The following is a 13,660-nucleotide window of genomic DNA, read 5'->3' on the forward strand; positions in this document are numbered from 1 at the left end:
CATGGCAAGCTCCATTACCGATCATGACGAGGCCCTGAAGCTCGGCCATGGCGATGCCCAATCGGCCAAGGCGCCGGCGCGCAGGTTTGCTCTGCCCGATACGCCTGATCGCACGCTTTGGTCGCCGGGCATCTTCGCCGTGCTTTCCATGGGGCTCGGCGCCTATCTCGGGCGGCTGCGCGAGATCGTCAATCCGTCGCCCAATGCACAAGCCCCGGACGAACAGAAGCCCGTGGCTCTCGACGACGGCACGACAGCACCGGTTTTGGATGCGCCCGAGGCCGGGCTGGACATCGCCGCCTTCTGGCAGGAGATCCAGCGGGCTTATGAGGACGTGGTCGAGCAGATCGAGCCACCGCGCCGGCTCTACTCCTCGATCCGCTTCAACGCTCAGGATTTTACGCTCGAAGGCGGCTATGCCGGACGCCCGTTCCAGGGAGTATCGATTGATGTCGCGGCCAACGACTTCCGCTTCGTCACGCCAAGCGTGGCCAAGCCGAAGCTTGCAGCCTTCGGGCTTCCGCGTGCTGCAAACGATGCCCCGGCCGCTGGTCAGGCGGGAGACGGCAACAGCGATGCGCCTGATGACGGCGGTCTACCGGTCGATATCTCGTCTGGCGGGGGCTCCTCGAGTGGAGGCACTTCCGGGAACCCGCCGGCGCCGACCAATCGTGCCCCCTTGTCCCGTGGGCCGATCTATCTGGGAACGGGCCTCGTCAACCTGTCGATGCTCCTGATGTGGGCCGACCTTGCGCGCGCAGCCGTAGATCCGGACGGCGATCCGCTGACGATCTCCGCCATCCGCGCGACATCGGGCGAGATCCGCGCTTATGGCGACGATGCCTGGATCTATGTCCCCGAACGCGACAGCCAAGGCTTGGTAAACCTTACCTTTACGCTGAGCGACGGCAAGGCCTCGGTCCAGGGCCAGGGCTTTCTCGATCTGCGTGCGCATGCCGAAACCGAGATCACCGGAACCGATGGAGACGACATTCTCCTCGGCAAACCGGGCAAGGATCTGATCGACGCCGGAGCCGGCAACGATACGGTCTATGGGCGCGAGGGCGACGACCTGATCCTCGGCGGCCTGGGTGACGACGTATTGATCGGTGGCGAAGGCCGCGATGTCATTCATGGTGGTGATGGCGATGACCGCATCTTCGGCGGCGAGGGCGACGATGTCCTGTTCGGCGACGCCGGCAACGACATGCTGTTCGGCGAGGCCGGACGCGACACACTGATGGGGGGCGACGGGCAGGATATTCTGTCCGGTGGTGACGGCGACGACCGGCTGTTCGGCGAGGCTGGAGATGATGTCCTGACGGGAGACGCAGGGAATGACGTGCTGGACGGCGGCACGGGCCACGACACGCTTGCCGGCGGTGCTGGCGATGACGTCATGGTCGGTGATGAGGGCGACGATGTGTTCGTCGCAGGTGTCCAGACCGTTCTTGAAGCGCGCACCTCGGCCCAGATGCCGCTGGATGCGCCGACACCGGGCATCGATGACGGCGACGACGTCATCCATGGTGGTGAAGGTGCGGACACCTATGATGCATCTTCCGCGACCATGGCGGTCGGGATCGATCTCGAGGCGGGCGTCGCAGCGGGGGCGGAGATCGGCAGCGATCGCCTGACCTCGATCGAGAATGCCGTCGGTGGGGCCGGAAATGACACGATCACCGCGAGTTCTGCAGTCAACATTCTCTATGGCAGGGGCGGTCAGGACAGTTTCGTTTTCGGCTCCGTCGCCTCAATCAGCAATTACGGTGCAGGGCATGACGAGATCCGCGACTTCGACGTCGGCGACAAGGTCGACCTGTCGAAGCTCGAACGGGAGTTGGGCCGGCTCTACTTCGACGATGGCGAGAACTCGCTGGAACTCGACCGCCACGACCACAAGACCCTGGTCAAACTCTACAAGAAGATGATCGACGACGACGATGCGGGCCATCAGGTGCTGCAGCTCGTGACGGACATCGACGGTGATCAGGACTACGAGATCGTCATCATCAGTGCGCACGACCTCGATGAAGACGACCTGATCCTGACGGCCTTCCATCTGCCGGGCCAGGTCGAGGGCCTCGTGGCCTGATCTGAAGCTCGTGATCGGCACCGCTTCGGGCCGAACCTGTAAACTGCGTAAGGGGACACACCATGACACAGCGCCTTGATGACAAGAACACGCAAGTCTCGCTCTCCGGCAAGGGGCTGAAGGGACGCATGCTCGCAGCGACCGTACTCGGTCTTGCCCTGACGGTCGGGATTGGCGGCTGGGCCGCCCAGGCGAAGCTCGCGGGCGCCGTCATCTCGCAAGGCGAACTCGTCGTCATCGGCGAGACCAAACAGGTCCAGCATGTGGATGGTGGTACAATCGTCGAGATCCCGGTGAAGATAGGCTCTCTGGTCGACAAGGGCGACGTCGTCTTGCGCCTCGACGACACGCAGCTGCGCATTGAGCTCGGTATAGTCACATCGCAGGTCGCCCAGCTGAAGGCGATGCGCGCGCGCCTCGTTGCCGAGCGCGACGGTAAAAACGTCCTGTCCTTTGACGGTCTCGATCTTTCCCCGGACATCACGCGGGAGGAGAGCAAGCTGTTTGCCGAGAACCGGGACATGCGGGCAAACCAGAAGCAGCAGATCGAAATGCAGATCTCGCAGCTGGGCAACCAGATCGACGGCTTGAGAGAACAGGAAAAGGCGAACCACTCCGAGAGCGAACTGCTCGCCGAAGAACTCGCCATGCAGGAAGGTCTTGTGCAGAAGGGCCTCGCCAAGGCGGCTGAACTGCGCGGGTTGCGCCGCCAGATGGTTCGCATCGAGGGCACGATCGGCGATCTTCTCGCCCGTGTTGCCGAGGCCGAAGGCCAGATCAGCGAACTCAAGGTCCGACTGATGTCGGTCGACCAGACCAGCCGGACGGAACTGCAAAAGGAGATCGTCTCGGTCGAAGCCCGGCTTTCAGAACTGGAGCAACGTGCCCTTCAGCTCACCCACCGGCTCGACCGCACGGTGGTCAAGGCGCCGGAAAGCGGCACGATCTACGACCTGCAGGCGCATACCGTCGGCGGCGTTGTGGCACCGGGCCAGGTGATCATGGCCATCGTACCGAGGGACAGTGCCCTCAACGTCCATGTCAAGGTCGCCCCCACCGACATCGATCGTGTCTTCGTGGGCCAGACCGCGCGCATGCGCTTCACGGCCTTCAATCGGCAGACCACGCCGGAAATCGTTGGTGCCGTCGACATGATCCCAGGCGCAACCATCGTCGACAAGGCAACAAACCTGCCCTTCTACAAGACCAGCGTGACCTTCTCCCCAAATGACCTCGGCGACCTCGCGGCCAAGCTCACACCCGGCATGCCCGTCGAGGTTTATATCGAGACCGAGGAAAGGACTGTCATCTCGTTCCTCGCGAAGCCCTTTACCGACCAGATCACCAGGGCGTTTAGAGAAGAGTAACATGCGGACAAGGAATTGATCACCTTCAGCGCAACAGCCTCGAAAGGGCTTATGTTGCGGTTTGCGATCGTGAGGCTGTTTGCCGTCGCGGTGCCTGCAGTATAGCCACAAGCAGTGCCAATTGCATTCCAAGATACCCGAGCAAACCATCAGTTCGGATTGGAATTGAGAAGTAGCTAGATCGAAGGGCAGGATGCGCTTGGAAAATTGGGGCCGTCCCCTCGATTGGGTGGGAGTGCCAAGTGGCACCGACGGAAACATGTCGACACCATCGACAGTTCCCAGGGACATGTCGTCCAACTGAGGATTGAGCGACATGAGACGTCGCCGGCTCGGCCCCACAACGACCTCTCGCCTCTACGGACCATCTCTGTCTAGAGAGCCAAAAGATGAGCGCCAGTTGAGATGAACATCGCCAAGAGACGAGTGCTGCGCAAAGAAGCACCGTGGAATTTGGCGATTCATTCAGGTGCGTCGAGTCGAGCAAGCATGAAGAGGGCATCGGCCATGCCGGGCTTTCTTTCAATCTCGAATTCCAAGCTGTCCTCGGGCAACAGAACCGCAACGTGCTCAATCCCCAGATCGGCAAGCTGCGCTGGAGTACCGTGACCATATTCCAGATGCCCACGTCCGATGATGCCGACGACCAGAGCCGACGGGTCTGCCTCAAGCGCAGTTGCGATATTGCAGGCAAACGCACGGTCCCAGGTCTGCTGGGCCCGAACAAATCGATCGAACTGAGGATCGTCCGCATGTTGAGCCGCACGTTCCGGCCTTGAACCTCCCGTATACTCGAAGAGAAAGCGACGATAGGCTGCGGTCGCTGGCTGTGCCGGCGTCAACCCGTCCCGCTCCGCATCCGGGATCGCCTCCCACCCGAGCTTGCCAACCTCCGTCACCAGTTGTCGGTGGCAATTGAGCGCTTTCATCGGCAGACGGAACTGCCGGCAATAGTGGAAGATCGGCAGGTAAAGTTCGGCCTGGAAGCCCCAGACCGTTGCCCATTCCGCTTCCTCGAGAAACTGCTCAACGGTGAGCGCACCAGCAACCCAGCGATCCAGCGCCGGCTGAACGCGTCTCGGAAACATCTCGAAACCGACGACGATATCAGCCTTGTAAGCATGCAACGCTGCAAGGACATGCAACTGCCAACGATGTATATCATATCGGTCATGGGTCTCGCCCAGCAAGACCGCCTGCTTTTCAGCAAGCGTCTGCATTAGCGCCTGATGCTGCAGGATCTCGCCCGTATGACCGTCCCGCCAACTGCCCGGCTGATGTTCCACCATGCCCTTCTCCACCGTCAAACTGCATCTTCAAATGCTGGAACCAGTAGGGTCAAGCCGACCAGCTGCCCTTCGTGGTTTATGGCGGCAAGCTGCATCCGTCCCTCGGCCACCTCTGTCTCTTCCCAGCGTGCGACCGTGCCGCCGAGCAGATGCAGATGAAAATCCTCGGTCATGATGTTGATGAAGCCCATGCCGGGGCTGACTTTGGTAACCGGTCCCGTCCAGCTCTGGCTGAAGCCGGGCTCGTCATAACGAATGGTGATCGCAGAGCCCTCGGCCAGGGCTAGATCCAGTGGCAGACGTCCCGGATCGGCAGGGTCCAGATCCGGTCTGTCAGGCCGGGTGAGGTCCCGCTTATTCGGATCGACAGTCCTCTGCAGATCCGACAAGACATTTGCGAAAGGTTCGAGCCCTTCGAAGCCGACCACTGCGAAAAGCGTGCCGCCGTCAGCCTTGTTGAATTCCAGACGCGGATAAACCTGGTTCTGCATGATGCTGGAGATATCGAAGACGATCTCGCAGACCAGGGTCGGATCGATACTGGACTTGTGATGGGCGCCACCGCAGACGAAGCGGCCAGAGACTTCCCCTACCATCTCGACCTTGCCGATGCGTTCGTGGGTGGCGCCCTTGCCCTTTCCGATAATCATCAACTTGCCCATGTCGGGGAGCCGCCGGATGATATCTTCTGCCTTTGCCTGCAGGTGGTGTCGGGTTACGGGTTCGTTGATGGTCATGTCTGTTCCGTCATGGGTTCGATGGAGGATGGCGTCAGCTGGCGACAGCCAGCACTTTCGGATGGGTGTCGATATCGTGGATCTGCATGTCTGATGGCGTCTGGGGGACGCGATGCGAGATCAGGATCAGGATCATGTCGGGCAAATGCTCGCGGATCCGTGCCAGAAGCTCGGTTTCGGCCGCCTGGTCGAGCGCGCTGGTTGCCTCGTCGAGGATTGCAATATCCGGCCGTTGCAACAGAATACGGGCCAGTGCGAGCCTCTGCATTTCACCGCCCGACAGTGAGGCAAGGTCGCGTTCGGCTTCGATCGCGGCACGTTCCGTCATTCGTTCGAGACCAACGGCGTGCAGGGCCGCTGCCACAGTCTCCTGTCCAAAATCAACGATTGTGCGGGGATAGGCGGCGGCATCGGCCAGGGAGCCGAGCGGCATATAGGCCTTCTGCGGCAGGAAAAGCACCTTGTCCGAAGGAAGCGTGATTGAACCGGAGCCATGCTGCCAGAAACCGGCGAGAAGCTTGACCATCGTCGTCTTGCCGATTCCAGATCGCCCCCGAAGAAGCAAGGTAGAGCCGGGATCAAGCGAGATATCAGGCAGTTTCAGGAGAAGCTCACCTTGGGCCGAGCAAACCCTAATGTCCTGCAGCGTGAGAGACTGTGATTGGCTTATCCTGGATAGTGGCGAAGGATGCGATCCGTGGCGCTCGGCGGCTTGAAGGAAGCCGTCGAGGCGCGATGCCGTGGCCACAAGTTCGGCGAGATCCCGATAGGAGAAGATGAACCAGGACAGTGTGGTGACTACCTGGGAGAAGGCCATGCTGAGCTGCATCAAGCCACCGAAAGCAACATGACCGGCCAGATAGCCCGGCAGCGCCACGAAGAGCGGGATCCGCAGCACGGAATGCCGAAACGGGAAGGTAAAGCTGCCCAGAACGAGCTCAGCGCGGATCAGTCGCCGCCAGTTGGCAGCCAGCTCGTCGAAGCGCGCCGAAAAGCTTCGCCGTTCGGCCGCCTCGCCATTCGAAAGTGCGACCTCGTCGAAAGCCGTCCGCCAGCGAGCGAGGCCGAACCGAAAGCTCGCCTCCTTGTGCTGTTGCTCGGCAAGCAGACCTTTAAGCGGCTTACCCAGCTGATGGGTAATCAGGCTGCTGATCGCCACATAGAGGAAGGCCGCCCAGACCATGTAGCGCGGGATCTCGAGGTCCAGCCCGAGGGGAGCCAGCGACAGGGCAAAGTTGGACAGTCCCCATAGCACTGTCAGATAGGAAAACAGGCCGACGATCTCGCCGATCAAATCCAATGTCTCGCCGAGCAGGCCGCGCGCAAACAGGCGGCAGTCTTCCGCAATTCGCTGGTCGGGATTGTCGATGCGATCGACCGGGTCAGCCGCCATATGCCAGAAGGCCTTGTTGCGGGTCCACAAGGCGATCGCATGGTCAGTCAGAGCCTTCCGCCAGCGGATCTCCAGCACCTTGCGCAGGTATTCGTAAGATAAGCCGCGCGCGGAATTCAAAGCGATGATCAGGGCAAAGATACCAATCTGCCGGAGCACTTCGGGTCCGTCCACCTTTTCGATGGCAGAATAGAATTGACCCGTCCACTCGACCAGACGAACTGCAGCGTAGACGCTGCCGAGGTTGAGAGCGATGGCCAGGGCATAAAGCGCAACGCTGAACTTGCCTCCCGGAGCCGAGATGCAAATGACGATCAGACGTTTGAACTGTTGAAACAGGGTCGACATGATGCTCCCTCTGAAAAGGGTGGTGCCGGTTGCTTGCCCGGCACCGGTATGGCTCAAAACTTGACCGTCGCGCCGACCTTGAATGTGCGACCGGCCCCCGTTTGCAGTTCCAGCGGATTGACATTGGCAACCGCCGCCGAGCCGGCGACGGTGTTGTAGCCGGTCAGCGTGTTCGGGAAGTATCGGCGGTCGAAGATGTTCTCGATCCCGAAGGTCACTTCCAGGTTTTCTCGCGGGGTCCACTTGGCATAGGCATCGAAGACCGCGTAGCCGGAGGGCAGGTAATAGGCACTGTTGCTTGCCTCGGTTCGGCCGGCAGCGAAGGTGCCGAACAGCTCGAATTGCAGGTGGTATTCCGGCAGTTCGTGCTTCACCCCGAGAACCGCGGTAAACGGTGCCGCACCATCGAAGGCCGTTTCGGCAGAGTATGCGCTGACTTTCTGGCGCCCCTTGCTCCAGCTCAGATTGGCCGAGAGCGTGGTGTAATCCAGAACTTCGTATTCGCCACCGAACTCGATGCCCCAGAGCCTGACATCCTCGACATTGTTCGAGGTATAGGCCGTGACGGGCGTGCCGCTGCTATTGAGGATCGTTGTTGCCTGGAGGCTGCGGATGAAGTCCTTGTAGTCGGCATAGAAGCCGTTCACGCTGAAGAAGCCACGCTCATACTCACCACGAAGTCCAATCTCGTAGCTTTGAACCGATTCTGGTCGCAGGTCGGGATTAGGGATGATGGAGGAGCCGCTGAAGAGGTCCGTGCTCGACTGGAAGAGCTGCGCCGAGGTCGGCATCTTGAAGCCCTCTCCGTAGGACGCATAGACAGAGTAGGTCTCGTCGAGCTTGTAGGTTGCGCTGAAGGCCTTCAGCAGCTCGGTGCTTTCCTTTTTCGCGGGCGCATAGCCGGGCAGCCCGGGATATGTCGCATCCCCTGTCGGGTCGATCGAATAGGTGGCGAGCCTGAGGCCCGGCGTCAGGGTCAGGCGATCATCAAGAAGCGCGATTTCGTCCTGGATGTAGACGTCGGCGCGCTGTGTCTCGACGCGGGGGAAGCTGAAACCCTGGTTGGTGGCCACCGTCGTCGTCCCGGTCAGGGAGTTGTAGGTGGTGTTGATACCCGCGTAATCACCCTTGGTATGATCGCCATCGAAGCCGTAGGTAAGGCTGTGACGGGTTGGCCCGAGATCAAAGCTCGACTTCAGCTGAATGTCGCCTTCCAGGAAAGTTTCGCTGTAGTCACGATACTGATTGCGCACTTCGACGCGGTTCGAATAGACGCGGCGCTGATCGCTGTCGGTTACGCGCTCCTGGGGCGAATAAGACAGACGCCAATTCAGGCTGTCGAGCCAGGGCAGATCCGCCAGCCACTCGTGTTCAAGCGCGAACCGCTTGCGGCTCATGTCGAGATCGCGGACATAGGGGTCGTTGATATAGGCGCTGGTGGACGGGATGCCCGTGCCCGATGCGCTCATGTCGTAGAGCTGGAGAACTTCCGTCGCGCGACCGAAGAGCTCTCCCGTCAGCTTCACCGTGTTCTGGGCATCCGGCGCCCAGACCATCTTGAGAAGTGCGTTGTCGACATCTGTGTCCGCGGGGAAGAGCTCGTTGCATCCCAGATAGAGCCGGCTGCAGCCCCAGATCCCGCCGTCGGCACGCGCATTGCTGAACTCGGCCTCATGCGAAGAGGTCTGGCCGTAGCTGCCTAGGATCTGCAGGTCTCCGAAATCATAGGCGCCGGTCACCTGCTTGTTCCAGCTATCGTCGAAGCTGTCATAGCTGGTCTTCATCTCCAACGCCCAGGGCTTGTCGCTATCTGCAAGGAGATCCGAGGGATCGAGCGTGCGGAACATGACGGACCCACCGAGTGCGTCGGCACCCCACAGGACCGAATTGGGCCCACGGACGATCTCGACCGCCTTGAAATTGCTCATGTCGAAGAAGTCGCGGCTGCCGTCGGTGATGAGTTCCTGAACGCGCGAACCGTCGACCATGGTCAGCACGCGGTTACCGCCCATGCCGCGGATCGTAAAGCCAGTCAGCTGCCCCCAAGGATTGACGCTTGAAGTCTGTCTTGAGACCGATACGCCGGGCTCCCGCCGCACGAGATCCTGAATGTCTCGGATGTTGTAATCGTCCAACTGCTCCTGGGTCACGACCGTGATGTTTTGCGGCACATCGAGGAGCTTCTTGTCCGATCGCGACGAAACCACGATCTGATCAAGGATCGTATCGTCGGCCTGACCGGCACTCGGCAAGCAAATGCCTATCACTGCAACACTTGCAGCAAGAAATTGGACACGGTGACGCGTGGACGCGCAAGGCGTCGCTATGGCCCGGAATTTCATGGTTCAACCCCTCAGAACTAGTGGACAGAGCGGGTCGTATTAAAGGATACCAAAGGAGTCAAGTTTAAACATGAGTTCTATTATCATGTTTTTACCGATCAAATTCCATGACGAGCTAGGCTGTCTTTGACCTGAATAAGCTTGGCTACCCTTAGCGATCGCAGCATTCGCCGACATCAAGTTCATTGCCGACTTTTTCCGAACTGCCAATGCCCATATTCGGCCGTTCGTTATCGGCAATCTTGCTCTAACATTGCCGACGGCGCGCGCAGCCATTGTCACGGTGGATCATCGTCGGTTTACCGCGCCATTCTACGATCTGGCTCAGTGTCCGGATGACGCGTTCTGCAGGCGTCGAAAAGTTCACTTGGATGCCAGGCCCGAGCGGTTGATGTTATCCAAGACTTTCAGCAGTCGGAATTGCCGACCATCCTCCAAACGATCCGCCATGAAACCCCTGGACCAGACCAGACTCGTTGCTTCCGGCACAGTCAACGCATCGGGCTTGTCCTGCTTCAAACGCCAGCGTGGCTTGATCCTAAGATACAAGTCGAACTTGCGACAGATGCCGTACACACGCTTGTGGTTCCAGCGATGTCCCCGGACATTGCGCAGGTAAAGGAAGCACAGGCCGAAGCCCCAGGTCTTCTTCGCCCGCGTCAGCCCGACGGAGAGATCGGCGACCTCCTCGTTATCGTCGTTCAGCTTGGCGCTATAAAGAGAGCAGGTCTTACTGACATGGAAGCAACGGCAGGCAACCGCAATGCTCACCCCGTGCACCCCCACCACTGCTTGCCCAGCCATCTCCCGTCGTTGAGATAGCCGCGTTACTTCCCAAGAGCCTCCTTCAGAAGCTCGGCCTGCACGCTCATCTCGGCATACATCTTCCTCATCAGATGGCTCTCATCCTCCAGAGCCTTCATCTGGCTGATCATCGACGCATCGAGGACCCCGTATTTGGATCTCGACTTGTATGAGGTCACTGCTCATCGGTATCGGCATGAAGCCATGCTCCACACCATTCGCAGCCGTGTCGAGATGCGTCTGCGTGACCCCATCTTCTGTCTGGCTCAGTATGTGTGGCTGTTGGGCTCGGTGGATCAGTTCGTCTCGCTGAAGCTCTCCTCGATCACAAAGCCTGAGCAGAACCGGCGAGATTGCAAGGGAGCATCATCGCCCGGATATGACAGAGGGTGGCGGAAGGCCGCTGTCGGATTTCAGGGTTTGACGAGGAGCTCGACAGGCTCGAGGATCAACGGGAAGAGCTTGTGCGCACCAACGTTTGCGGGTTTTGCAGAGATCCCGGCTCGGCTGCTTGAGGGCGCCATCATGGCGACGCCATGCGGAATATCGAGATTGTTGAGCGGTTCATCGAACAGCATGTAATCGCTGTCCTGACACAGGATCATCGCGACGAAGGCGCGCTGTCGCTGACCGCCCGAGAGTTCATCAAGATAACGATCGGCAAGCGGTCGCAGCTTCAGATGAGCCAGCGCCTCGTCAATCTTTGCCTTGTCGGCAACCGTCAGCCGTCCCTTCGAATAGGGATAGCGACCAAAGGCGACGAGATCGCTGACGGTGAGCCGTGCGGCCATGTGGTTATCCTGCCTGAGGATCGAAAGGCGCTGGGCGAGCAGCTCGCCCTTGGCCTGGAAGACATCGAGCCCTTCGAGATGAACCGTGCCAGCGTCAGGCAGCATCAGGCGCGCGATGATCGACAGGAGGGTGGACTTGCCCGCGCCGTTCGGTCCGATGATCGCCGTCAACCCGCCTTTGGCAAGAAAGGTCAGACTGAAATCGTCCAGAACCGTGCTGGCGCCATAGGCCTTGCTGAGACTGACGATCTCGATCATCGCGCACGCATTGGCTTGGGAAAATTTCGCGCTGCTCCAAAATGGGCATGCCGTAAACCTGTTTTAAATCTCACTGATATATATCCCGACAATCACACGAAGTCGGGCTGGACCGCGACTACACGCTTTGACGGCAGACAATAAACGGGGAAAATCTATGCGTTTATCTCCATCAGAGCGCCAAACTTCCGGATCAGGCGAAAACAAAAAACTCTCTCCATGAAAATTGCCGATCTGCTCAATCAGCTCAGGATATCGACCGACCCGGCACGACAGCAGGCAATGGTGGATGCCTATATCCCGATCCTGCGACCGATCCTGATCCCCGCCTGCGGCTACTATCTCTTCGTCACCTGGGAGCACTGGCAGACGCAGACCGGCCTTATGCTGGTCGCGTTCTCCCTCATCAGTATGACGACGGCTTTCGGCTTCTATCTGTTTCACAAGTTTCTAGCGAACAACCGGACAATGTCTCTGGCCAAGCTCGAATTGCATAATCTGGCCATGCATCTGTTCATGTACCTCAACCTCTTGAGCTACCTGCTCGTCTACAATGTGGAAACGCGTTACATATACTTCGTGTTGCTCGCCTTCATTTTTGCAATCACCGGCGCCACGACGCGCACGGTCATGATCAGCGTTCCACTGACATTGGCCACCCTTTACTGGTTCTCCACGTCTCTCCCTGAGGACCTCTACGCAGAGTATGTTTCCATTGTCGTTGCGACTGCCTTCGCTTCAGTGAGCATGACGGGACTGCTCAGGCATGCGATCATTCGCCAGATCGACGCACGATTGCTGGCCGATGAGCTGACGGTGAAGGCGCGGGCCATTGCGGATGCCGATATGCTGACCGGGATCCCGAACAGGCGCGCCATCTTCGAAAAGATCGACCGGCTGATCGAGCAGCGTACGCCATTCTGGCTGGGCATATTCGATCTCGACGGCTTCAAGGGCATCAACGATGTGTACGGTCACTCGATGGGCGACCGCCTGTTGCGCGCCTCCGTGGCGCGGGCGACGGAGCTGCATTTCGAGGGGGCCATGATTGGCCGGATCGGTGGTGACGAGTTTGCCGTCGTTCTGACCGGCAACGTCACAGAATCGCAGGTCAGAGCGCTTGCCGGCAGTTGGCTAAAGGCGATCACTGCGCCCTATATCATTGACAACCAGGAGCTCTCGGTCGGCGCTTCCGCGGGTTTCTCGCACTATCCGGACATGGGAATGGCGAGCACACAGCTCTACGAGCAGGCCGACTTTGCTCTCTACAAAGCCAAGGCCCGGTTCCGCGGACAGTGCATCGTTTTCGACACCACCGACAGCAAGGAGATGGAGAACGCCATCGCCATCGAACGGGAATTGCGCGAAGGCAACCTCGAGCAGGAGCTGTTCCTGCTGTTTCAGCCGCAATACTCGCCAAGCAGGCAGCGTATCGTCAGTTTCGAAGCACTGGCCCGCTGGCAAAATCCCAGGCTCGGGCTTGTCCGTCCTGACGATTTCATCCGTGTCGCCGAACGCTCCGGCTTCATTCAGAAGGTCACCGCCATCCTGTTCCGCAAGGGCCTGGCGGAGCTGAAGAAATGGCCTGACGACATCAGTCTGTCCTTCAACCTGTCAGCACGGGACATTTCGGATCAGACCTTTGTCCTCTCGCTTCTAGGTCAGATCATGAAGGAGGAGATTTCGCCGGGTCGTCTGGAATTCGAGATCACCGAAACAGCGGTGATGTCCGATCTCACAACATCGAGCGCTGTTCTCGACAGGTTGAGAAGTAGCGGCTGCAGGGTCGCACTCGATGATTTCGGATCTGGCTATTCGAGCTTCCAGTATCTCGATCAGCTTCCGCTCGACAAGGTCAAGATCGACAGGAGCTTCATCCGCAAGGTTGCCCACAGCCTCACATCGCGCGAAATCGTCGCCGCGATCATTGCCCTGTGCTCCAAGCTCAACTTGCGCTGCGTGCTCGAGGGCGTCGAAACCCGTGAGGAGATGGCTGTGCTTGCGGCCCTCAAGCCGGATCTCATCCAGGGATACCTGTTCGGACGGCCCATGAGCGGAGCGGATGCCACCCAACTCATCGCAAGTCAGCAGCAGTCAAATACAAATCAGACAGCATTGTATATCCAGTCAGGTTGAACAATCACGATTTGAAATCTTCACTGGATTCAGCAGCGTAGTTTGTTCGCGTCAGACTTGGACGACAAGGGTTGTACAAAGACACTGGCTTGTCGTCGTC

The 13,660-nt window shown here is 59.3% G+C and carries 8 protein-coding genes and 1 pseudogene; 3 read left to right on the forward strand and 6 right to left on the reverse strand.

Features of this window, described 5'->3' with window-relative positions; translation table 11 throughout:
• Nucleotide 1: 1 nt before the first annotated feature.
• Both IP85_RS10040 and IP85_RS10045 read left to right on the forward strand, forming a co-directional pair.
• On the forward strand, nt 2–2,095 hold the full coding sequence (locus IP85_RS10040) for a cadherin-like domain-containing protein (protein WP_054149549.1): 2,094 nt from the start codon (nt 2–4) through the stop codon (nt 2,093–2,095).
• 62 nt (nt 2,096–2,157) lie between these two features.
• Nucleotides 2,158–3,462, forward strand: coding sequence for an HlyD family type I secretion periplasmic adaptor subunit (locus IP85_RS10045; RefSeq protein WP_054149550.1), 1,305 nt, complete (start codon nt 2,158–2,160; stop codon nt 3,460–3,462).
• Between the two features lie 461 nt (nt 3,463–3,923).
• Here the strand turns inward: IP85_RS10045 and IP85_RS10050 are convergent, their stop codons facing one another.
• From IP85_RS10050 to IP85_RS10080, 6 genes and pseudogenes are all read right to left on the reverse strand, one after another.
• Nucleotides 3,924–4,751, reverse strand: coding sequence for a ChaN family lipoprotein (locus IP85_RS10050; protein WP_054149551.1), 828 nt, complete (start codon nt 4,749–4,751; stop codon nt 3,924–3,926).
• Nucleotides 4,752–4,765: 14 nt separating this feature from the next.
• Nucleotides 4,766–5,488, reverse strand: coding sequence for a hypothetical protein (locus IP85_RS10055; protein WP_054149552.1), 723 nt, complete (start codon nt 5,486–5,488; stop codon nt 4,766–4,768).
• 34 nt (nt 5,489–5,522) lie between these two features.
• Nucleotides 5,523–7,229 carry an ABC transporter ATP-binding protein/permease gene (locus tag IP85_RS10060; protein ID WP_054149553.1) on the reverse strand — a complete coding sequence of 569 codons (1,707 nt, stop codon included), beginning with the start codon at nt 7,227–7,229 and terminating at the stop codon, nt 5,523–5,525.
• Nucleotides 7,230–7,282: 53 nt separating this feature from the next.
• Nucleotides 7,283–9,481: a TonB-dependent hemoglobin/transferrin/lactoferrin family receptor gene (locus IP85_RS10065; RefSeq protein WP_054149554.1), complete on the reverse strand. Its 2,199-nt coding sequence runs from the start codon at nt 9,479–9,481 to the stop codon at nt 7,283–7,285.
• A gap of 361 nt (nt 9,482–9,842) precedes the next feature.
• Nucleotides 9,843–10,551, reverse strand: a pseudogene (locus tag IP85_RS10070) (IS3 family transposase); the annotation flags it as partial.
• A 237-nt stretch (nt 10,552–10,788) separates the two neighbouring features.
• The gene (locus IP85_RS10080) at nt 10,789–11,424 is read right to left on the reverse strand and encodes an ATP-binding cassette domain-containing protein (RefSeq protein WP_054149555.1); all 636 of its coding nucleotides are present in this window, start codon (nt 11,422–11,424) and stop codon (nt 10,789–10,791) included.
• Nucleotides 11,425–11,643: 219 nt separating this feature from the next.
• On the opposite strand from IP85_RS10080, the gene IP85_RS10085 reads away from it, so the two are divergent.
• Nucleotides 11,644–13,560, forward strand: coding sequence for an EAL domain-containing protein (locus IP85_RS10085; protein WP_054149556.1), 1,917 nt, complete (start codon nt 11,644–11,646; stop codon nt 13,558–13,560).
• Nucleotides 13,561–13,660: the final 100 nt, after the last annotated feature.

Source organism: Rhizobium sp. AAP116 (genome assembly GCF_001295785.1).
Classification (GTDB): domain Bacteria; phylum Pseudomonadota; class Alphaproteobacteria; order Rhizobiales; family Rhizobiaceae; genus Allorhizobium.